Annotated in this window: 13 protein-coding genes; 3 read left to right on the top strand and 10 right to left on the bottom strand. The window is 58.4% G+C overall.

Features of this window, described 5'->3' with window-relative positions; all coding sequences use genetic code 11:
* The first annotated feature begins 304 nt into the window (after positions 1-304).
* Positions 305-1,621 (top strand): gluconate transporter, encoded by a 1,317-nt coding sequence (gene gntT / locus IM271_RS09760; RefSeq protein WP_028014680.1) that lies wholly within the window; start codon positions 305-307, stop codon positions 1,619-1,621.
* Positions 1,622-1,680: 59 nt separating this feature from the next.
* Here the strand turns inward: gntT and malQ are convergent, their stop codons facing one another.
* The gene (gene malQ, locus IM271_RS09755; protein WP_193052514.1) at positions 1,681-3,762 is read right to left on the bottom strand and encodes a 4-alpha-glucanotransferase; all 2,082 of its coding nucleotides are present in this window, start codon (positions 3,760-3,762) and stop codon (positions 1,681-1,683) included.
* Between the two features lie 9 nt (positions 3,763-3,771).
* The gene (malP, locus tag IM271_RS09750; RefSeq protein ID WP_193052513.1) at positions 3,772-6,165 is read right to left on the bottom strand and encodes a maltodextrin phosphorylase; all 2,394 of its coding nucleotides are present in this window, start codon (positions 6,163-6,165) and stop codon (positions 3,772-3,774) included.
* Positions 6,166-6,750: 585 nt separating this feature from the next.
* Between malP and malT the strand changes: the two genes are divergently transcribed.
* Entirely contained in the window at positions 6,751-9,456 is a 2,706-nt protein-coding gene (gene malT / locus IM271_RS09745) for an HTH-type transcriptional regulator MalT (RefSeq protein WP_047367202.1), read from the top strand.
* A gap of 61 nt (positions 9,457-9,517) precedes the next feature.
* Here the strand turns inward: malT and IM271_RS09740 are convergent, their stop codons facing one another.
* The 3 genes from IM271_RS09740 to glpE are packed head-to-tail and all read right to left on the bottom strand — an operon-like array spanning position 9,518 to position 11,503.
* On the bottom strand, positions 9,518-10,276 hold the full coding sequence (locus IM271_RS09740; protein WP_008503060.1) for a DeoR/GlpR family transcriptional regulator: 759 nt from the start codon (positions 10,274-10,276) through the stop codon (positions 9,518-9,520).
* Positions 10,277-10,292: 16 nt separating this feature from the next.
* Complete coding sequence (glpG, locus tag IM271_RS09735) at positions 10,293-11,123, bottom strand: rhomboid family intramembrane serine protease GlpG (RefSeq protein WP_028014685.1); 831 nt, start codon at positions 11,121-11,123, stop codon at positions 10,293-10,295.
* A gap of 47 nt (positions 11,124-11,170) precedes the next feature.
* Positions 11,171-11,503 carry a thiosulfate sulfurtransferase GlpE gene (gene glpE / locus IM271_RS09730; protein ID WP_028014686.1) on the bottom strand — a complete coding sequence of 111 codons (333 nt, stop codon included), beginning with the start codon at positions 11,501-11,503 and terminating at the stop codon, positions 11,171-11,173.
* A 188-nt stretch (positions 11,504-11,691) separates the two neighbouring features.
* Between glpE and glpD the strand changes: the two genes are divergently transcribed.
* Positions 11,692-13,200 carry a glycerol-3-phosphate dehydrogenase gene (gene glpD, locus IM271_RS09725; protein WP_193052512.1) on the top strand — a complete coding sequence of 503 codons (1,509 nt, stop codon included), beginning with the start codon at positions 11,692-11,694 and terminating at the stop codon, positions 13,198-13,200.
* Between the two features lie 36 nt (positions 13,201-13,236).
* Here the strand turns inward: glpD and glgP are convergent, their stop codons facing one another.
* The 5 genes from glgP to glgB are packed head-to-tail and all read right to left on the bottom strand — an operon-like array spanning position 13,237 to position 22,605.
* Complete coding sequence (gene glgP, locus IM271_RS09720) at positions 13,237-15,684, bottom strand: glycogen phosphorylase (protein ID WP_193052511.1); 2,448 nt, start codon at positions 15,682-15,684, stop codon at positions 13,237-13,239.
* An 18-nt stretch (positions 15,685-15,702) separates the two neighbouring features.
* Positions 15,703-17,136, bottom strand: coding sequence for a glycogen synthase GlgA (glgA, locus tag IM271_RS09715; protein WP_041911898.1), 1,434 nt, complete (start codon positions 17,134-17,136; stop codon positions 15,703-15,705).
* A complete protein-coding gene (gene glgC, locus IM271_RS09710) occupies positions 17,136-18,431 on the bottom strand; it encodes a glucose-1-phosphate adenylyltransferase (RefSeq protein ID WP_028014690.1) in 1,296 nt (431 codons plus the stop codon). Before glgC ends, glgA begins: the two co-directional genes overlap by 1 nt.
* A gap of 17 nt (positions 18,432-18,448) precedes the next feature.
* A complete protein-coding gene (gene glgX, locus IM271_RS09705; protein WP_028014691.1) occupies positions 18,449-20,422 on the bottom strand; it encodes a glycogen debranching protein GlgX in 1,974 nt (657 codons plus the stop codon).
* Positions 20,419-22,605, bottom strand: coding sequence for a 1,4-alpha-glucan branching enzyme (glgB, locus tag IM271_RS09700; RefSeq protein ID WP_045259374.1), 2,187 nt, complete (start codon positions 22,603-22,605; stop codon positions 20,419-20,421). Before glgB ends, glgX begins: the two co-directional genes overlap by 4 nt.
* Between the last annotated feature and the right edge of the window lie 74 nt (positions 22,606-22,679).

The following is a 22,679-nucleotide window of genomic DNA, read 5'->3' as shown; positions in this document are numbered from 1 at the left end:
AGTACCCGTCTGTATTGCCCGGTAGCGCTGCGCTTACCGGGCCTGACTCCCTTGCCTTCCCCCCTCTATATGTTGACCTGCGTCTCATAATTCAAATTTTGCCTCACCGGGTGATTCTCAACCACGATATGTTACCCGTATCATTCTCGTGGGCACTCAACACCCTTATAACAGCCGACTAAACTTAACTGTTTCGCAGGCATCAGTATGAGTGCCGTTAACCACTCTGTTCCCAGTTGGGACAACCGGAATTTGTCGTTGAAACAATGACGTTACCCATAACAATTCAAAGGCCAGGTAAATCATGCCATTAGTCATCGTTGCTATCGGTGTTGTGTTATTACTGCTCTTGATGATCCGCTTCAAAATGAACGGATTTATCGCTCTGGTTCTGGTGGCACTTGCAGTCGGTCTGATGCAGGGGATGCCGCTGGTTAAAGTTATCAGCTCTATCAAAGCCGGTGTCGGCGGCACGCTCGGCAGCCTGGCGCTGATCATGGGCTTCGGCGCCATGCTCGGTAAAATGCTGGCGGACTGCGGGGGCGCGCAGCGTATTGCCACCACGCTTATCGAAAAGTTTGGCAAGAAGAACATCCAGTGGGCGGTGGTGTTAACCGGTTTTACCGTCGGTTTCGCGCTGTTCTATGAAGTGGGCTTCGTGCTGATGCTGCCGCTGGTGTTCACCATCGCCGCCGCGGCCAACATCCCGCTGCTGTTCGTGGGTGTGCCAATGGCTGCTGCGCTGTCCGTGACCCACGGCTTCCTGCCGCCGCACCCGGGTCCAACCGCCATCGCCACCATCTTCCACGCCGATATGGGTAAAACCCTGCTGTTCGGTACGATTCTGGCGATCCCGACCGTAATTCTGGCAGGCCCGGTGTATGCCCGCTTCCTGAAAGGCATTGATAAGCCTATTCCGGAAGGTCTGTACAGCGCCAAAACCTTCACTGAAGAAGAGATGCCAGGCTTTGGCGTCAGCGTCTGGACCTCGCTGGTACCGGTGATCCTGATGGCAATGCGCGCCGTGGCGGAGATGATCCTGCCGAAAGGCCACGCTTTCCTGGCCGTTGCCGAGTTCCTCGGCGACCCGGTGATGGCAACGCTGATTGCGGTATTGATTGCGATGTTCACCTTCGGCCTGAACCGTGGCCGCTCCATGGATCAGATCAACGACACGCTGACCTCGTCCATCAAAATCATTGCCATGATGCTGCTGATTATCGGCGGTGGCGGTGCGTTCAAGCAGGTGCTGGTCGACAGCGGCGTGGACAAATACATCGCTTCCATGATGCATGAAACCAATATCTCTCCAATCCTGATGGCGTGGTCTATTGCTGCCGTGCTGCGTATCGCGCTGGGTTCTGCAACCGTTGCGGCGATTACAGCGGGCGGTATCGTTGCGCCGCTGATTGCCACCACGGGCGTCAGCCCTGAGCTGATGGTTATTGCGGTAGGCTCCGGCAGCGTGATTTTCTCTCACGTGAACGATCCGGGCTTCTGGCTGTTCAAGGAGTACTTCAACCTGACCATCGGTGAGACCATCAAGTCCTGGTCAATGCTGGAAACCATTATTTCGGTCTGCGGCCTGGTAGGGTGTCTGCTGTTGAATATGGCTCTCTGAATCTCCTGCTCGATCGGTTCCCTCTCCCCTTTGGGGAGAGGGCTAGGGTGAGGGGCAAATTACGACTTCTTACCCACCGCCCTTCTGCGCTTATCCAAATCTTTAATCAGCCTGTTCACCCCGTCATCGGCAAACATCGTCTCAAGCGTTGTGGACAGCTTGCGGCGCCAGTTCTTGTACTGATAGCTGGTGCCCGGCACGTTCACCGGCTCCGCCATATCAATCCAGTCTTCCGGCTGCAGGCCGAGCAAAGCGCTGTTGCTGTCGGCAATATAGCGCTGCAGGCCACGGTTGAGCGTTGGGGTCATTGCCATCAGCGACGCCTTATGTCCGGCACGCTTCGGCAGACAGCCATGCTTGTGCAGCGCGTCCAGCAGCCCCTGCTTCGCCAGCTCGCGGTCCTGATACAGTCCACGCAGAACCTCTTCATCTGGATAGAGGCCCAGCGTTTTGCCGAGGGTCAGATCGCCGCTTTCCCAGTAGCCTCTGAGCGTAGGAAGATCATGCGTCGTCGCGACTGCCATTGACTGTTCAGGGTACGCTTTCGGCGCGCGGAAGGTTTTCTCATGGTCGTTTTCAAAATAGAGCACTTTGTAGGAATAAACCCCGCTGTCGCGGAGCTTGCTGACAATTTCCACCGGTACGGTACCGAGATCTTCACCGATCACCATGCACTGATGACGTTTACTCTCCAGCGCCAGGATCGACAGCAGATCGTCAACCGGATACTGCACGTACGCCCCGTGATCGGCCGTTTCACCGTACGGGATCCACCACAGGCGCAGCACGGACATCACGTGGTCGATGCGCAGCGCCCCGCAGTTCTGCATGTTCGCGCGCAGCAGGTCGATAAACGGCTCGTAGGCGCGCGCCGCCATCACGTGCGGATCCATCGGCGGCAGGCCCCAGTTCTGACCGAGCGGGCCGAGGATATCCGGCGGCGCGCCGACGGACGCTTTCAGGCAGTAAAGCTCACGGTCACACCAGGTTTCCGCGCCGCCTTCCGCCACGCCCACGGCCAGATCGCGATACAGGCCGATCGGCATCTTATAGCCCTGGCTCACCTGCCAGCAGGCGGCAAACTGGCTGTACGCCAGCCACTGCAGCCACAGGTAGAAGTCCACCTCGTCGGCATGATTTTTACAGAAGGCTTTGACTTCAGGGGTATCCACGGTCTGATACGCTTCCGGCCAGACCGGCCAGCCCCAGCGCATTTCGTCCTCTTTCACCTGATACGCGTGCAGCGCATCAAATGCCGCCTGCCAGTAGAGGCTTTCACCTTCCTGCATCACGAACTGGCGGAAGGCCGCCATCTGCTCGTCGTCGCGCTTCGCAAAGCCTTTCCACGCCAGGTGCAGAGCCGCCATTTTCAGCGCGGTCACGGAGGCATAATCTACCCAGTCCGCATTGCGGGCCTGCTTCAGCAACTGCTGGGTGGTCTCAAGCTTCCACCACGCCTGCGCCTCTTTGCTGTTTTTGAAATCGTCTAACGCGTTAACGTCGATGTAAATCACGTTTAGCCAGCGTCGGGAAGACGGGCTGTACGGGCTCGCGCTTTCCGGGTTGGCCGGATAGAGCGCGTGGATCGGGTTGAGGCCGATAAACGCGCCGCCGCGCTCGCCCACGGATGCCAGCATGTTCTTCAGATCGCCAAAATCGCCGATCCCCCAGTTGCTGTCGGAACGCAGCGTATAGAGCTGCACGCAGGCGCCCCACAGTTTTTTGCCTTCGAGCAATGCCTGCGGCTCATAGCAGCGTTTTGGCGCGACGATCACCCGGCAGTGAAAACGCTGTTCGTCCTGGGTGAGCGTCAGGCTGTGATAGCCCTCCGGCAGCTTTGCCGGAAGGTTTAACGTTTTGCCGCCGGTGGCGTGGCCTTTATGCTGATGCCCCTCTTCGGTGGTGAGCAGCCAGCTAAACTCGCCACGCCCCTCCACCGCTAGCGGCATCTTTTTGCCTGCGGTAAAGACCTTCACGTTTGGCACCGGAGCAACCGACGCGTTCGCGTCGGTTTTGTGCATGGCATCCAGCAAACGTCTTTTGGTGTCCGCACCAATAGACTGCGGTTTGCCGTGCGCATTGATGTAACTGAGGCTAATTCCCGCCGCCTGCGCGGCACTGTCCAGACGTTTACTCTCCATCGCGCTTCCTTAGCGTTTTGCCTGCCAGATACGGGCCTGATAATCACGGATTGAGCGGTCAGAGCTGAACATGCCGCAGCGCGCGGTGTTCAGAATGCACGCCCGGGTCCACGCCTCCTGGTCGCGGTACAGCACGTCGACCTGTTTCTGCGCTTCAACGTAGGCCGTGAAGTCCGCCATCACCAGGTACGGGTCGCCGCCGTGTTTGTCCATGCTGTGCAGCATCTGGTCAAACGCGTGCTTGTCGCCATCGCTGTATTTGCCGCTTTCCAGCTCCTTCAGCACCGCATCCAGCAATTTGTCTTTTTTACGCCATTTCACCGGGTCGTAGCCTTTGGCCTTGATGGCTTTCACTTCTTCAACAGTATGGCCGAAGATAAAGATGTTCTCTTCACCGACCTTCTCGGCGATTTCGACGTTCGCACCGTCCAGCGTGCCGACGGTCAGCGCGCCGTTGAGCGCCAGCTTCATGTTGCCGGTACCGGACGCTTCTTTCCCTGCGGTCGAGATCTGCTCGGAGATATCCGCCGCCGGGATCAGCATTTCAGCCGCCGAGACGCAGTAATCCGGCAGGAACACGACCTTCAGCTTGTCGCCCACTTTCGGATCGCTGTTGATCGCCGCCGCCACTTTATTGATGGCGAGGATAATGTTTTTCGCCAGGTAGTAGCCCGGCGCAGCCTTCGCACCGAACAGGAACACGCGCGGCACGCGGTCGGCCTGCGGGTTCTCGCGGATCTCTTTGTACAGCGCCAGAATGTGCAGCAGGTTCAGGTGCTGACGCTTGTACTCGTGCAGACGTTTGATCTGAATATCGAAAATCGCGTTCGGGTTGATCTCAATCCCGGTACGCATTTTCACAAACTCCGCCAGGCGAACCTTGTTCTCCAGCTTGATCGCGCGGTACTGCTCGCGGAATTTCGCATCGTCGGCGTATTTTTCCAGGTTAATCAGCTGGTCCAGATCGTTAGCCCACTCTTTCTTCAGGGTCTTGTCCAGCAGGCCGGCCAGCAGCGGATTGCACTGCTTGATCCAGCGACGCGGCGTAATGCCGTTGGTCACGTTGTGGAATTTGGTCGGCCACAGCTGGTGATATTCCGGGAACAGATCTTTCACCACCAGATCGGAGTGCAGCGCCGCCACGCCGTTAACGGCAAAGCCGCTCACCACGCACATGTTCGCCATACGCACCTGTTTGTCGTGCACCACCGCCAGCTTCGCCCAGACGGCTTTGTCGCCCGGCCAGGTTTTCTCCACCAGCGCTTTAAACTGGTCGTTAATCTTGTTGATGATCTGCATGTGGCGCGGCAGCAGCGTTTTCACCAGCTTCTCATCCCAGCACTCCAGCGCTTCCGGCATCAGGGTGTGGTTGGTGTAGGCGAAGGTACGGCTGGTGATGGCCCAGGCGTCGTCCCAGCTCAGCTGATGCTCGTCAATCAGCACGCGCAGCAGTTCCGGGATGGCAATAGTCGGGTGCGTATCGTTAAGCTGAATGACTTCGAAGTCCGGCAGCTGCGCCAGCTTGCGGCCCGCCAGGTGATGGCGACGCAGAATGTCCGCCACGGAGCAGGCGCACTGGAAGTACTGCTGCATCAGACGCAGCTTTTTACCCGCCAGGTGGTTATCGTTCGGATAGAGGACTTTGGTCAGCTTCTCGGCGTCGATGCCCTGCTGCTCGGCGCGCAGGAAATCGCCGTCGTTGAATTTGGTCAGGTTGAACGGATGCGCGTGCTTCGCCTGCCACAGGCGCAGCGGCTGCGCCACGCCGTTACGGTAGCCGAGCACCGGCAGATCCCAGGCTTCACCTGTAATAGTGAACGCCGGTTCCCAGAGCCCCTGCTTCGTCACTTTCCCGCCGATGCCGACCTGCACGTCCAGCTGCGCGTTGTGGCGGAACCACGGGTAGGTATTGCGATGCCAGTCGTCCGGCGCTTCCATCTGGTGGCCGTCGGCAAACGACTGACGGAACAGGCCGTACTGGTAGTTCAGGCCATAGCCAATCGCCGACTGGCCGACCGTTGCCATAGAGTCAAGGAAACAGGCCGCCAGACGCCCCAGTCCGCCGTTGCCCAGCGCCGGGTCGATCTCTTCTTCCAGCAGGTCGGTCAGGTTAATGTCGTGCTCTTTCAGCACATCACCCACCTCCTGATACCAGCCGAGGTTCAGCAGGTTGTTGCCGGTCAGGCGGCCAATCAGGAACTCCATCGAGATATAGTTAACGTGACGCTGGCCGTTGACGGGCTTCGCCACGGGCTGAGCATCCAGCTGCTCTGCGAGCGCCCCGCTTACCGCCTGCCACCACTGGTGAGGCGTCATCTCGTTTGCAGCATGAAGGCCAAAACGCTGCCACTGACGCGTCAGGGCAGCCTGGAATTGAGCTTTGTTGAAGGTAGGCTGTGACATAGGGGATCGGCATCCTTTAGAAAGAAAACACAAGTTGGCGCTAGTGTGCCTGGCTCATTTCACCTCTTCCTCCTCCCGTGGGGGATTAGGCAGGGAGGAGTAGCGGGGATGAGCGTAAAAGTGTGATCGAGGCCACTCTGAGAGCATAGCCGGAGTGTGCCCGGAAGATAAAAAAGTAACCGGGGAGAATGTCAAAGAAATGAAATGCGGTTTTGGATGAAATTAATCCACGCGGAAATGATTGCTTACGGAGAATAATATTTCAGCAATCGGGTCCTGCCTAAGGAGATTATTAATCTCACTCAACTTTACCCGAAGTTTATTAAATTCGACGTCATTATACCTTTCTGAAACCAGTTTCAGCCCAGCCTAGTGACATCCATACAAGCCAGCATTGACGCGGCATCAAAGCCTTTTCAAAAAAGTTCCAGCACTGGCCGGAATGTTTTGTGACAGAGTGCAAATTCAGAGCCACAAAAGCCAGACATAACTTGCAATAGTTCTCTTTCTGACCGACCTTATAGCTATTAATTACGAAGCGCAAAAAAAATAAATTCTCTCGTTCCCCACAGTGAAGTGAAACCTATGTTGATTCCGTCAAAATTAAGTCGCCCGGTTCGTCTTGACCATACTGTGGTCCGCGAGCGTCTGCTGGCTAAACTTTCCGGCGCGCATAATTTCCGACTGGCGCTGGTTACGAGCCCTGCAGGTTATGGAAAAACAACGCTCATTTCACAATGGGCCGCAGGTAAGAGCGATCTTGGCTGGTACTCCCTCGACGAGGGCGACAACCAGCAAGAGCGTTTTGCCAGCTATCTGATTGCCGCTATTCAACAGGCAACCAACGGACACTGCGTCGCCAGCGAGGCAATGGTGCAAAAGCGCCAGTACGCCAGTCTGTCCTCCCTTTTCTCTCAGCTGTTTATCGAACTGGCCGAATGGCATCGCCCGCTGTACGTTGTGATTGATGACTATCATCTGATCACGAACCCGGTTATCCATGAGTCGATGCGCTTCTTCCTGCGCCACCAGCCGGAAAACCTGACCCTGGTCGTGCTGTCACGCAACCTGCCGCAGCTCGGTATTGCCAACCTGCGCGTGCGCGATCAGCTTCTGGAAGTGGGCAGCCAGCAGCTGGCCTTTACCCACCAGGAAGCGAAACAGTTCTTTGACTGCCGCCTGACCTCGCCCATTGAGGCCTCCGAAAGCAGCCGCTTGTGTGATGATGTCGCGGGCTGGGCCACGGCGCTGCAGCTGATTGCCCTTTCTGCCCGGCAAAACAACAGCCCGACGCACCAGTCTGCGCGCCGTCTGGCCGGCATCAATGCCAGCCATCTTTCGGATTACCTGGTGGATGAGGTGCTGAACAGCGTCGATCCCTCCACCCGCAATTTCCTGCTGAAAAGCTCCCTGCTGCGCTCCATGAACGACGCGCTGATTGTGCGCGTAACAGGCTGTGAGAACGGTCAGCTGCAGCTGGAAGAGATTGAACGTCAGGGCCTGTTCCTGACGCGCATGGACGACCCCGGCGAGTGGTTCAGCTATCACCCGCTGTTTGGCAGCTTCCTGCGCCAGCGCTGCCAGTGGGAGCTGGCAACGGAATTGCCGGAAATCCACCGCGCCGCCGCCGAAAGCTGGATGGCGCAAGGCTTCCCGAGCGAGGCCATTCACCACGCGCTTGCCGCCGGTGACGCCAGCATGCTGCGCGATATCCTGCTTAACCACGCGTGGGGGCTGTTTAACCACAGCGAACTGACGCTGCTGGAAGAGTCGTTGAAAGCCCTGCCGTGGGAGAGCCTGCTGGAGAACCCGCGCCTGGTGCTGCTCCAGGCCTGGCTGATGCAGAGCCAGCACCGCTACAGCGAAGTGAATACCCTGCTGGCGCGCGCCGAGCAGGAGATGGAAAGCGAAATGGATATCACCCTGCACGGCGAATTTAACGCCCTGCGGGCGCAGGTCGCGATTAACGACGGCGATGCGGATGAAGCGGAACGGCTGGCGATGGTCGCGCTGGATGAACTGCCGCTGGCGAATTTCTACAGCCGGATTGTGGCTACCTCGGTGCACGGCGAAGTGCTGCACTGCAAGGGCGAACTGACGCGCTCCCTTTCGCTGATGCAGCAAACCGAGCAGATGGCGCGCCGCCATGATGTGTGGCACTACGCCCTGTGGAGCCTGATTCAGCAAAGCGAGATTTTATTCGCACAGGGGTTCCTGCAGGCCGCCTGGGAAAATCAGGAAAAAGCGTTCCAGCTGATTCGTGAACAGCACCTGGAACAGCTGCCGATGCACGAGTTCCTGTTGCGTATTCGCGCTCAACTGCTGTGGGCATGGTCGCGTCTGGATGAAGCAGAAAGCTGCGCCCGTCAGGGTGTGAACGTGCTCTCTGGCTTCCAGCCTCAGCAGCAATTGCAGTGTCTGGCCCTGCTGGTGCAGTGCTCGCTGGCGCGTGGCGATCTGGATAACGCCCGCAATCACCTTAACCGTCTGGAAAACCTGCTCGGCAACGGTCAGTACCACAGCGACTGGGTATCGAACGCCGACAAGGTTCGGGTGATTTACTGGCAGATGACGGGGGACAAAAAATCCGCCGCCAACTGGCTGCGCCAGACGCCTAAACCGGAATTTGCCAATAACCACTTCCTGCAAAGCCAGTGGCGCAACATCGCCCGCGTGCAGATCCTGCTGGGCGACTTTGAGCCTGCCGAAATTGTGCTGGAAGAGTTAAACGAAAACGCCCGCAGCCTGCGTCTGATGAGCGACCTGAACCGCAACCTGCTGCTGTTAAACCAACTTTACTGGCAGGCTGGGCGCAAAAACGACGCCCAGCGCGTGCTGCTGGAAGCCTTGCAGCTGGCGAACCGCACCGGGTTTATTAGCCACTTCGTGATTGAAGGTGAAGTGATGGCGCAGCAGCTGCGCCAGCTGATTCAGCTCAACACGCTGCCGGAGCTGGATCAGCATCGCGCCCAGCGCATTCTGCGCGAAATTAATCAGCATCATCGCCACAAGTTTGCGCATTTCGACGAGAACTTTGTTGAACGCCTGCTGAACCACCCGGAAGTGCCGGAGCTTATTCGCACCAGCCCGCTCACCCAGCGCGAATGGCAGGTGCTGGGGCTGATCTATTCAGGCTATAGCAACGAGCAGATTGCCGGTGAGCTGGCGGTGGCGGCAACCACCATCAAAACGCACATTCGCAATCTGTATCAGAAGCTGGGCGTGGCGCACCGTCAGGACGCGGTACAGCATGCGCAGCAGCTGTTGAAGATGATGGGGTACGGAGTTTAGTTTTGTGCGGCATGATGCCCTCACCCCGGCCCTCTCCCACAGGGAGAGGGAGAACGGCTTTTCAACACAACTCTAACTGCAAATTATTATCCTTAATCACCTGCATCACGCCCGCTGGCGGCATCACGTCGGTATAGACCGCATCCACCATGCTGATGCTGCCCATGTTCACCATCGCGTTACGGCCAAACTTCGAGTGATCCACCACCAGCATCACGTGGCGCGAGTTTTCAATGATTGCGCGCTTGGTGCGCACCTCGTGGTAATCAAACTCCAGCAGCGAGCCATCGCTGTCGATGCCGCTGATCCCCAGGATGCCGAAGTCGAGGCGGAACTGAGAGATAAAGTCGAGCGTCGCTTCGCCGATAATCCCGCCGTCGCGGCTGCGCAGTTCGCCACCCGCGAGGATGATGCGGAAATCATCTTTCTGCATCAACGTGTTGGCGACGTTCAGGTTGTTGGTCACCACGCGCAGGTTCTCGTGATCCAGCAGCGCATGAGCGACCGCTTCCGGCGTGGTGCCGATATCAATAAACAGCGTCGCACCGTTCGGGATTTGGCTCGCCACTTTACGCGCAATGCGCTCTTTTTCTGCCGTCTGCGTGGCTTTACGGTCGTGCCAGGAGGTGTTGACCGAGCTGGAAGGCAGCGCCGCGCCGCCGTGGTGGCGCAAAATACGGTTCTGATCGGCCAGATCGTTCAGGTCACGACGGATGGTTTGCGGGCTGACGGCAAACTGCTCGACCAGCTCTTCGGTGCTGACGTATCCCTGTTTTTTGACCAGTTCGATAATGGCGTCATGACGTTGTGTTTGTTTCATCAATTATCCCTGAGAATTATGTTCGTTTTCGCGCATGGAGCGTGTCGGCAAGCGCCATTGCAAGACCGACGGCGAGGCCGGTGACGTGCGCACCATTGGCGATAGACATACCAAACAGATCAAACCATCCGGCAATTAGCCATATTAACGCAAAGGCTATTAATCCGCGTTGTAAATAGATGCCGCTTTCCGGGTCGCGCTCCCCGCGAAGCCAGACGTAGCCCATCAAAGCGTAGACGACACCCGACAGCCCGCCGAACCACGGGCCGCTGAATTTATGCTGTACATAGCCGCTCAGCAGGGCGCTGATTACGGTGATGACAATCAGCTTGCCGCTGCCGAGCCGCTTCTCAACGATACCGCCGAGATACCACCACCACAGCAGGTTAAAGAGGATATGCATCACCGAGAAATGCATCAGCGCGTGGGTAAAGTAGCGCCAGACGTCAAAATCCAGCGACGGGTCATATGGCCACGCCAGCGCGATCATCACGCTCTGGTCGCCCACCACGTTCATAATAATGAAGACGATAATGCAAGCTGCCATCAGCAGCAGCGTAAACGGGCCCGCGCGCTCGCGTATCGTGGCAAGGAAGGGAAAGCGGCTGTAATGCAGTCCGCTGCCGGTCTGCCCGGATTGCCAGCTGGCCGCCAGATAACGCGGGTCGCCGGGGTTCTCAAGGAAACGCGCCAGCTCCTCGTTGACCCGCGCAGCCTGGCTCTCGTCGGCCAGCCAGACGTCGGTCTGAGTATGTTGCTGAATAGTCAGAATAACGCCCTGCGTCGCCATATAGTCGACAAACGCCTGGGCGACGCGCGGGTTGGTAAAAGAGGTGATCATCAACATGGGCAGCGGTCGCTTATTTCCACACAAAAGGGGACAGTATAGCGGGATTAGCGCTCAAACGCGTATTCCACTTCTGCCGGGAAATGACGATGCCAGGCATCGAAGCCGCCGTCGACGCTGTAAACCGCGTCATAGCCTTGCTGAATCAGATACTGCGCCGCGCCTTTGCTGCTGTTGCCGTGGTAGCACATGACCATAACGGGCGTTTCGAAGTCGTTATCGCGCATAAACGCGCCCAGCGTGTCGTTGGTCAGATGAAACGCGCCCGGCGTGTGGCCCATCGCAAAACTCTGCGGGTCGCGGATGTCCACCAGCACCGCTTTTCCCTGGTGCATCTTCTGGTGGGCTTCTTCTACGTTAATACATTCAAACTGATCCATGGTGTTCTCTTTACAGTGGTCAACGACAAGATTTTACCCCGTAGTGTACGTCCTGGCGGCGGGTAAACGCCATTATGTTATCCATATCACTCTAAATTGTTTTTTTGATGTTACCAAAAGCGCGTTCCTTTGCTATTATGAGCGATATCGAACATTTTTGAGCTTTAACGAAAGTGCATGAGGGTGTTATGGAAACCAAAGATCTGATTGTGATAGGCGGTGGCATCAACGGTGCCGGTATTGCGGTTGATGCCGCAGGACGCGGTTTATCCGTGCTGATGCTGGAAGCTAACGATCTCGCCTGCGCGACGTCGTCCGCCAGCTCCAAGCTGATCCACGGTGGCCTGCGCTACCTGGAACACTACGAATTCCGCCTGGTCAGCGAAGCGCTGGCCGAACGCGAAGTGCTGCTGAAAATGGCCCCGCATCTGGCGATCCCGATGCGCTTCCGCCTGCCGCACCGTCCGCACCTGCGTCCGGCGTGGATGATCCGCATCGGCCTGTTTATGTACGATCATCTGGGCAAACGCACCAGCCTGCCGGGTTCGAACGGTTTGCGTTTTGGCTCAGAATCGGTCCTTAAGCCGGAAATCGTGCGCGGTTTCGAATATTCAGACTGCTGGGTGGACGATGCGCGTCTGGTGCTGGCGAATGCACAGATGGTCGAGAAGAAAGGCGGCGAGGTGAAAACCCGGACCCGCGCGACCGCCGCCCGTCGTGAAAACGGCCTGTGGATTGTGGAAGCAGAAGACGTGGATACCGGCGAGAAGTTCAGCTGGAAAGCGCGCGGCCTGGTGAACGCGACCGGCCCGTGGGTGAAGCAGTTCTTCGACGACGGCATGCACCTGCCTTCGCCGTACGGCATCCGCCTGATCAAGGGCAGCCACATTGTGGTGCCGCGCGTGCATACCCAGAAGCAGGCCTACATTCTGCAGAACGAAGACAAACGCATCGTGTTTGTGATCCCGTGGATGGACGAATTCTCGATCATCGGCACCACCGACGTGGAGTACAAGGGCGATCCGAAGAACGTCGAGATCGACGAGAGCGAAGTGAACTACCTGTTGAAAGTGTATAACGCGCACTTTAAGAAACAGCTGTCGCGCGACGACGTGGTCTGGACCTACTCTGGCGTGCGTCCGCTGTGCGATGACGAGTCTGACTCACCGCAGGCCATCACCCGCGACTACACGCTTGATATCCACGACGTAGACGGTCAGGCACCGCTGCTGTCGGTGTTTGGCGGCAAGCTGACTACCTACCGCAAGCTGGCCGAGCACGCGCTGGAAAAACTGGCGCCGTACTACAAAGGTATTGGCCCGGCGTGGACCAAAGAGGCAGTGCTGCCCGGCGGAGATATTGGCGGAAACCGCGACGATTACGCCGCGAAGCTGCGCCGTCGCTTCCCGTTCATTACCGAAGGGATGGCGCGCCACTACGCCCGCACCTACGGCAGCAATACCGAGCTGTTCCTGGGCGACGCGAAATCGCTTGCCGATCTGGGTGAACATTTCGGCCACGAGCTGTACGAGGCCGAGCTGCGCTACCTGGTTGAGCACGAGTGGGTTCGCCGCCTTGAAGATGCCATCTGGCGTCGTACCAAAGAAGGGATGTGGCTTAACGCCGAGCAGCAGTCTCGCGTGGCGCAGTGGCTGCAGCAGCATGCGGAGAAGCGTGAGCTGTCGCTGGCGTCGTGATGTAAAAAAGCCCGGTGGCGCCACCGGGCTTTGTTTTTACAACCGCACCGGATCAATATGCCAGATGTTCTCGGCATACTCCTTGATGGTCCTGTCAGACGAGAAATACCCCATGTTGGCGATGTTGTGCATCGCCGCGCTGGTCCACTTCTCCTGCTGACGGTACAGCTCGTCCACTTTATCCTGGCAGTCCACGTAGCTGCGATAATCCGCCAGCACCTGATAGTGGTCGCCAAAGTTAATCAGCGAATCCACCAGATCGCGATAGCGGCCCGGCTCGTCGGGGCTGAACACACCGGTCGCAATCTGCGTCAGGACCTGACGTAGCTCTTCATCCCCTTCATAGAACTCACGCGGGGAGTAGCCTTTCCTGCGCAGCGCCTCCACTTCTTCGGTGGTATTGCCGAAGATAAAGATATTCTCTTCCCCTACGTGCTCCAGCATCTCGACGTTCGCCCCGTCCAGGGTGCCGATGGTCAGCGCGCCGTTGAGGGCAAACTTCATGTTGCTGGTGCCGGACGCTTCTGTTCCCGCCGTGGAGATCTGCTCGGAGAGATCTGCCGCCGGGATGATCAGCTGCGCCAGGCTGACGCTGTAGTTCGGGATGAATACCACCTTCAGCTTGTCGCCAATCTCCGGATCCTGGTTCACCACCTTCGCCACATCGTTGATCAGGTGAATAATGTGCTTCGCCATGTAGTAGGCGGAAGCCGCCTTACCGGCGAAGATCTTCACGCGCGGCACCCACTCTGCGGTTGGATCGGCCTTAATGCGGTTGTAGTGAGTGATCACGTGCAGCACGTTCATCAGCTGACGCTTGTATTCGTGGATGCGCTTGATCTGCACGTCAAACAGCGCTTTTGGGTTTGCGACCACGTTGAGGTGCATCGCCAGCCAGACCGCCAGACGTTTCTTGTTCAGCAGCTTGGCTTCCCGCACGGCCTTGTTCACCGTCGGGAAATCAATATGCTGCTTAAGCTCGCTCAGCTGGCTCAAATCGGTGCGCCAGGTGCGGCCGATATTCTCATCCAGCACGTCAGAGAGCGGCTGGTTGGCCAGCGCCAGCCAGCGGCGCGGCGTAACGCCGTTGGTGACGTTGCAGAAGCGCGTCGGGAAGATCTTTGCGAAGTCCGCAAACAGGGACTGCACCATCAGGTTCGAGTGCAGCTCGGACACCCCGTTGACCTTGTGGCTGATGACAACCGCCAGCCAGGCCATGCGCACGCGACGACCGTTGGATTCATCAATGATCGAGGCACGGCTCAGCAGCCCGGTATCGTTCGGGTACTGCTCCTGCAGCGTCTTGAGGAAGTAGTCGTTGATCTCGAAGATGATTTGCAGGTGGCGCGGCAGAATTTTGCCGAGCATGTCCACCGGCCAGGTCTCCAGCGCTTCGCTCATCAGGGTGTGATTGGTGTAGGAGAACACCTGGCACGTCACCTCAAACGCGTCGTCCCAGCTGAACTTGTGCTCGTCGATCAGCAGGCGCATCAGCTCGGGAATGGAGAGCACCGGATGGGTGTCGTTAAGGTGAATCGCGGTTTTCTCCGCCAGGTTGGCGTAGGTTTTGTGCAGCTGATGGTGGCGGCTGAGAATGTCCTGAATCGTCGCGGAGACGAGGAAATACTCCTGACGCAGGCGCAGCTCGCGCCCGGAGTAGGTTGAGTCATCCGGGTACAGCACGCGGGAGACGTTCTCGGAGTGGTTTTTATCTTCCACCGCCGCAAAGTAGTCGCCCTGGTTAAATTTACCGAGGTTGATTTCGCTACTCGCCTGGGCGTTCCACAGGCGCAGCGTATTGGTCGCATCGGTGTCATAGCCGGGGATGATCTGATCATAGGCCACGGCGAGGATCTCTTCGGTTTCCACCCAGCGGGACTTTTTCCCTTCCTGCTGAATGCGTCCGCCAAAGCGCACCTTGTAGCGCGTGTTGTGGCGCTTGAACTCCCACGGGTTGCCGTATTCCAGCCAGTAGTCCGGGGACTCTTTCTGGCGGCCGTCAACGATGTTCTGCTTGAACATGCCGTAGTCGTAGCGAATACCGTAGCCGCGCCCCGGCAGCGCCAGCGTTGCCAGCGAGTCAAGGAAGCAGGCGGCAAGACGCCCGAGACCACCGTTACCCAGCCCCGGGTCGTTCTCTTCGTCAATCAGCTCTTCTAAATCCAGCCCCATCTCTTCCAGCGCGGTTTTGACGTCGTCGTAGATACCGAGCGACAGCAGCGCGTTGGAGAGGGTGCGGCCAATCAAAAATTCCATCGACAGGTAGTAAACCTGCCGCGTCTCCTGCGAAAGCTGGGCGCGGTTAGAGCGCAGCCAGCGTTCGACCATGCGGTCACGCACCGCAAAAAGGGTGGCGTTCAGCCACTCGTGCTTGTTGGCGATGACCGGATCTTTCCCGATGGTAAACATCAGCTTGTAGGCGATGGAGTGCTTTAACGCCTCAACGCTGAGCGTGGGGGAAGAGTAGCTAAATAGAGCGTTCATATCAGTAACTTCGCCTCGTTACATCAAGCGTTGATAAAGGTCGCGGTACGACTGCGCCGCAACGTGCCAGCTAAAGTCCATGGACATCGCCTGACGCTGTACGTAACGCCACAGGGATGGACGGGACCACAAGACGAACGCACGCCGGATCGCCCGAAGCAGCGACCAGGCATTACTGTCCTCAAAAACAAACCCGCTGGCGATGCCGTCCGCCAGGTTTTCGAGAGAGCTATCCGATACCGTATCCGCCAGCCCGCCCGTGCGGCGCACCAGCGGCAGCGTGCCGTATTTCAGGCCGTAGAGCTGCGTCAGGCCGCAGGGTTCGAAACGGCTCGGCACCAGAATCACGTCCGCGCCGCCCATAATGCGGTGCGAGAACGCTTCGTGATAGCCAATCTGCACGCCCACCTGCCCCGGATGTTCCGCGGCGGCGGCGAGGAAACCTTCCTGCAGCACCGGGTCGCCCGCGCCGAGCAGCGCCAGCTGTCCGCCCTGCTCCAGTAAACCGGGCAGCGCCTCCAGCACCAGATCCAGCCCTTTCTGGCTGGTCAGGCGGCTGACCACCGCAAACAGCGGCACCTTGTCGTTGACCTTCAGCCCCATCGCAATTTGCAGCTGGCGTTTGTTTTCGGCTTTATCTTCCACCGAGTCGCGGCCATAGCGCGCGGCCAGCAGGAGATCGGTTTCAGGGCTCCAGATCTGCTCATCCACGCCGTTCAGAATGCCCGACAGGCGGCCTTCACGATGGCGCTGCTGCAGCAGCCCTTCCAGACCGTAGCCAAACTCCGGCTGGGTAATTTCACGCGCGTAGGTGGGGCTCACCGCCGTGATGTGGTCGGCGTAGTACAGCCCGGCCTTCAGGAACGAAATTTGCCCGTTGAACTCCAGCCCGTGCATGTTATAGAACGACCATGGCAGATCGATGTCATTCATATGATGCGCATAGTACATGCCCTGATACGCCAGGTTGTGCACCGTAAACACCGATTTTGCCGGATGCCCTTTTGCCGCCAGATACGCTGGCGTCAGCCCGGCGTGCCAGTCGTGCGCGTGGACCACATCCGGACGCCAGAATGGATCCAGCCCGACGGCCATCTCCGCCCCCACCCAGCCGAGCAGCGCAAAGCGCAGCACGTTGTCGGTATAGGCGAACAGGTTGGTATCGTGATACGGGCTGCCCGGACGGTCGTACAGATGCGGCGCGTCGATCAGGTAGATCCCTACGCCGTTGTAGTGCCCAAACAGCAGGGTGATGCGTCCGGCAAACGTTTCACGGCGGGTCACGACCTTTGCATCAGGTATGCCGCGCCGGATATCCGGGAAGGCGGGCAGCAGGACGCGGGTATCGACTCCACCGGCGATTTGCGCCGCCGGTAATGCACCAAGAACATCCGCCAGGCCGCCCGTTTTTAACAACGGGAACATCTCAGAACATACGTGTAAAACCTGCATCATCGCTCCTGTTTGATCTGCAGCTTCCGCAACATTTCCCGTGTGACTAACACGATCCCCTCTTCAGAACGGTAGAAGCGACGCGCATCTTCTTCCGCGTTTTCACCAATCACCATTCCCTCTGGAATGACGCAGGCGCGGTCTATCACGCAGCGACGCAGACGACACGAACGCCCTACCCAGACATCCGGCAGCAGAACCGCCGAATCGATATTACAGAATGAGTTTATACGCACGCGCGGGAACAGCACGGACTGCACCACCACCGAACCGGAGATGATGCACCCGCCGGAGACCAGCGAGTTCAGGGTCATGCCGTGGCTGCCGGATCGGTCCTGCACGAACTTCGCCGGCGGCAGGGATTCCATGTGGGTACGAATCGGCCAGTTCTGGTCATACATATCCAGCTCAGGCGTCACGGACGCCAGATCGAGGTTGGCTTTCCAGTACGCTTCCAGGGTTCCCACATCGCGCCAGTATGGCTCCGCATTCGGATCGGACTGCACGCAGGACAATGGGAAGGGATGTGCATAGGCCATGCCAGCTTTGGTAATTTTCGGGATGATGTCTTTACCGAAGTCGTGGCTGGAGCTTTCGTCTTTGTCGTCTTCTTCGAGCAGCTCATAAAGATAATCTGCATCAAAGACATAGATCCCCATGCTGGCGAGCGATTTGGTGTCATCGCCCGGCATGGTTGGCGGGTTCGCCGGTTTTTCAACGAAGTCGATAATCTTGTCGTCCGCATCCACGTGCATCACGCCAAACGCCGTCGCCTCGGCAACGGGCACCGGCAGACACGCCACGGTGCAGCGCGCCCCTTTTTCGACGTGGTCGATCAGCATGTGCGAGTAATCCTGCTTGTAGATGTGGTCACCCGCGAGGATCACGATGTATTCCGCGCTGTAGCGGCGAATAATGTCGAGGTTTTGGGTCACCGCATCCGCCGTGCCGCGGTACCAGTTTTCCCCGTGTACACGCTGCTGCGCCGGGAGCAGATCGACAAACTCGTTCATCTCTTCGCTGAAGAATGACCAGCCGCGCTGAATGTGCTGCACCAGGGTGTGCGACTGATACTGAGTAATGACGCCAATGCGGCGAATGCCCGAGTTCAGGCAGTTTGAGAGCGCAAAGTCGATAATGCGGAACTTACCACCAAAGTGAACGGCCGGCTTGGCGCGCTTGATGGTCAAATCTTTCAGACGGGTACCACGCCCGCCCGCAAGTATCAGGGCAACGGTTTTTAATGGTAGCTGGCGCGCCAACATTAACGGATCGTTCTTCTCTAATCTAACCATGACTAACTCCTTTTTTATCATCTTTGGAATACGCACACTCCGTGCGCAGGCCCGTGCCAGACAGCCATTACTACCGGATTATCCGCTCCGGCAAAGGGGGGAACAGCTCGCCACTCCCCGTCAGGTAAAACAATCTCTGCGACGTCGTCCGTCGCGTTCAGCGTCACCAGCCACTTATCCGAAAGCAGGATTTGCAGGCAGGTGATGCCGTGTTGCCACTCTTGCGCGCTCAACGGCTGCGCGTCTTTATTCAACCAGCTAACGTTGCCGTCGCCCTCTTCCCACCAGCTGTCGGCGGTAAGGGCGGGGATCTGCTGGCGAAGGTGGATCAGCGCCGCGGTGAAATGGGTCAACCCGCTGTTCGCCTCCCCCCAGTCGAGCCAGGTTAAGGTATTGTCCTGGCAATAGGCGTTGTTATTGCCGTGCTGGCTGTGGCCGTGCTCGTCGCCCGCCAGCAGCATCGGCGTGCCCTGAGACAGCAAAAGCGTCGTCAGCAGCGCATGAACGCTGGCGCGTCGCCGCTCGATCACATCCAGACTTCCGCCTAACCCTTCTATACCATGATTGAAGCTATGGTTATTGTTAGTGCCATCGCGATTCTCTTCGCCGTTGGCCTCATTGTGTTTCTGATTGAAACAAACGCAGTCGCGCAGCGTAAAACCGTCATGCGCCGTCACCAGGTTGATGGTGGCCGACGGACGTTTTCCGTCGCGCTTAAAGAGATCGCTGGAGCCGGCAAAGCGTCCGGCGAACTCGCCCAGCGACAAATCGCGCGCCAGCCAGAAGCGGCGGATGGCATCGCGGTAGTGGTCGTTCCACTCGGCAAACAGCGGCGGGAAGTTCCCCACCTGATAACCGCCTTCACCGATGTCCCACGGCTCTGCGATGAGCTTCACCGTTGAGAGCACCGGGCAGTTTTTTATCGCCTCAAACAGCGGTGCCTGCTGGCTAAATGCTGGAGTGCGCCCCATCACCGGCGCCAGGTCGAAACGAAAACCGTCCACGTGGAACGTTTCAACCCAGTATTTCAGGCATTCATACGCGTAATGCGTAACGGCCGGATGGCTGAGGTTGAGGGTGTTACCGCACCCGGTCCAGTTCTCGTAATCGCCATCTTCCCTGATCCAATAATAGCTACGGTTATCGATTCCGCGCTGTGAGAGCGTCGGGCCGTCAAGATCGCTTTCCGCACTGTGGTTCAGCACCACGTCCAGAATGACCTCAATGCCCGCGGCGTGGAGTGCCTTCACCGCGTCGCGAAACTCGTCCCGCGCTTTCTCCGGATGCACCGCGTAGCGCGGGTCGAGAGCGAACATCGCCAGCGGGTTGTAGCCCCAGTAGTTGCTTAACCCAAGACGCTGAAGACGCGGCTCGCTGGCGAAATGCGCCACCGGAAGCAGCTCCAGCGCGGTGATGCCCAAATGCTTCAGGTAAGCGACCATGGTCGGATGCCCCAGCGCTTTGTAGGTGCCGCGCATCTCTTTGGGGATCGACGGGTGCAGGTAGGTCAGCCCTTTGACGTGCGCTTCATAGATGACGGTGTTACCCCACGGCGTGCGCGGCGGGGCATCGTCTTCCCAGTCGTAGAGATCGTGCACCACCGCGCTTTTCGGCGCGACGGGCGCGCTGTCGCGGTGGTCCGGTTCGCCGTAGCCGACGTGGAACAGCGGGTCGTCTTTAAACTCGCCGTCCACGCGGCGCGCGCACGGGTCAATCAGCAGCTTCGCCGGGTTAAACCAGTGCCCCTGAGAAGGCTCCCACGGGCCGTGTACGCGAAAACCGTAGTGCATTCCCGGACGCCCGCCGGACAGGTAACCGTGCCAGATGTCTCCCGTGCGGGACGGTAAATCGTAACGGTGCTCGTTACCCTCCCCGTCAAACACGCAGAGCTCCACCCGCTCCGCGTGAGCAGAAAAGAGCGTGAAGTTCACCCCCTTTCCGTCAAAACTCGCGCCGAGCGGTTCGGGTTTACCTGCCGTAAGCTGCGTCATTCTCCCTCCCGCATCAGCCAGATGGTGCCAAGCGGCGGCAGCGTCAGGCTCAGGGAGTTTGGACGCCCGTGGCTTTCAATCGCATCGCTCTGCACCAGCCCGCCATTACCAGCGTTACTGCCGTGGTAATGCATGGAATCGGTATTCAGGATCTCGCGCCATTTGCCCGGCTGGTTAATGCCGAAGCGGTAGTGTTCGCGCGGCACCGGCGTGAAGTTGCTGGCGACGATAATCTCGTTGCCCGCTTTATCGCGACGTACAAAGACAAACACCGAGCGCTCGTGGTCGTCCACCACCAGCCACTCAAAGCCGTACGGGTCGAAGTCCAGCTCGTGTAGCGCTTTGTGGTGGCGGTAGGTCAGGTTCAGGTCGCGCACCAGACGCTGTACGCCGTGGTGCCAGTTGTCGCCGCCCTCCAGCAGATGCCAGTCGAGGCTGGTGTCGTGGTTCCACTCGCGACCTTGGGCGAACTCATTGCCCATAAACAGCAGCTTTTTGCCCGGGAAGGCAAACATCCAGCCGTAGTAGGCGCGCAGGTTGGCAAACTTCTGCCACGCGTCGCCCGGCATGCGGTCGAGAATGGATTTTTTGCCGTGCACCACTTCATCGTGCGACAGCGGCAGCATGAAGTTTTCGGTGTAGTTGTAGAGCAGCCCGAAGGTGAGCTTATCGTGGTGATACTGACGATAAACCGGGTCGAGCTTCATGTAGTCGAGCGTGTCGTGCATCCAGCCCAGGTTCCACTTGTACCAGAACCCCAGGCCACCTGATGACGGAGGGCGGGAGACGCCCGCAAAGTCCGTCGACTCTTCCGCCATGGTCACGGCGCCTTCCACCTGCTCGCCAATGATGCGGTTGGTGTTGCGCAGAAATTCAATCGCTTCGAGGTTTTCACGGCCGCCATACTCGTTCGGGATCCACTCTCCCTCTTTGCGGCTGTAGTCGCGGTAGATCATCGAGGCCACCGCATCCACGCGCAGGGCATCAATGCCGAAGCGTTCGATCCAGTACAGCGCATTCCCCACCAGGTAATTCGACACTTCACGGCGACCGTAGTTGTAGATCAGCGTGTTCCAGTCCTGGTGATAGCCTTCGCGCGGGTCGCTGTGCTCGTACAGCTTCGTGCCGTCGAACTCTGCCAGCGCAAAATCGTCCGACGGGAAATGGCCCGGGACCCAGTCGAGGATCACGTTCAGCCCGGCGGCGTGCGCGGCATCAATGAAATAGCGGAAATCATCGCGCGTGCCGAAGCGCCGCGTGGGCGCATACAGCCCGGTGGGCTGATAGCCCCAGCTGCCGTCGAACGGGTGCTCGTTAACCGGCAGCAGTTCGAGGTGGGTAAAGCCCATCCATTTGGCGTACGGCACCAGCTGGTCGGCGAGCTCCCGGTAGCTGAGCCAGAAGTTGTTATCGGTGTGGCGGCGCCAGGAGCCGAGATGCACTTCGTAAACGGAGATCGGCGCATCAAAGCGGTTGGCCTGCTTGCGCTCCTCGGTCTGGACGACCTTCTCCGGCAGGCCGCAGATCAGCGATGCGGTATCCGGGCGCATCTGCGCCTCAAAGGCGTACGGGTCGGCTTTAATGCGCAGCTTGCCGTGCGCGTCGATCATCTCAAATTTGTAGAGCTGGCCGTTATGCGCCCCGGGGATAAACAGCTCCCAGATGCCCGTCTCACGGCGCAGGCGCATCGGGTGGCGGCGACCGTCCCAGTAGTTGAACTGCCCAACGACGGAGACGCGCTGGGCGTTTGGCGCCCATACGGCAAAGCGCGTGCCGGTGATACCGTCCATGGTATCCGCATGGGCACCCAGCGTTTCGTAGGGGCGTAAATGGGTCCCTTCGGACAGCAGCCAGGCATCCATCTCTTTTAAGAGCGGCCCAAAGCTGTAGGGATCGTCAATCAGGTTTTGCTGGCCGTGCCAGATAACGGCGAGCTGATAGCGAAAGGGGTTTTTACGGCGGGGCATGACGCCCGAGAAGAAGCCACGCGAGTCGAGGCATTCCAGATTACCCACCTTGCGGCCGGTTTTGGGTTCGATAACCCACACTTCTGTCGCATCCGGCAACAGCGCCCGAACTTCCAGTCCGGCCTCTGTACGGTGCATCCCTAGCACAGAAAAGGGGTCAGCAAAATGACCCGCAATAAGCGCATTAATCACGTCTCTCGAAATACGATCGGACATGGTATTCATCCTGTTTTTTTATGTCGCCCTTTTTACGCGCTCCGGGACGACTTTTAATGTGACCTAAACGGTGC

The sequence above is a fragment of the Enterobacter cloacae complex sp. I3 genome, assembly GCF_014896175.1.
In the GTDB taxonomy this organism is placed as follows: Bacteria; Pseudomonadota; Gammaproteobacteria; order Enterobacterales; family Enterobacteriaceae; genus Enterobacter; species Enterobacter bugandensis.
Note: the sequence above shows the minus strand (reverse complement) of the source record. Positions and strands in the feature narration are given on the sequence as shown.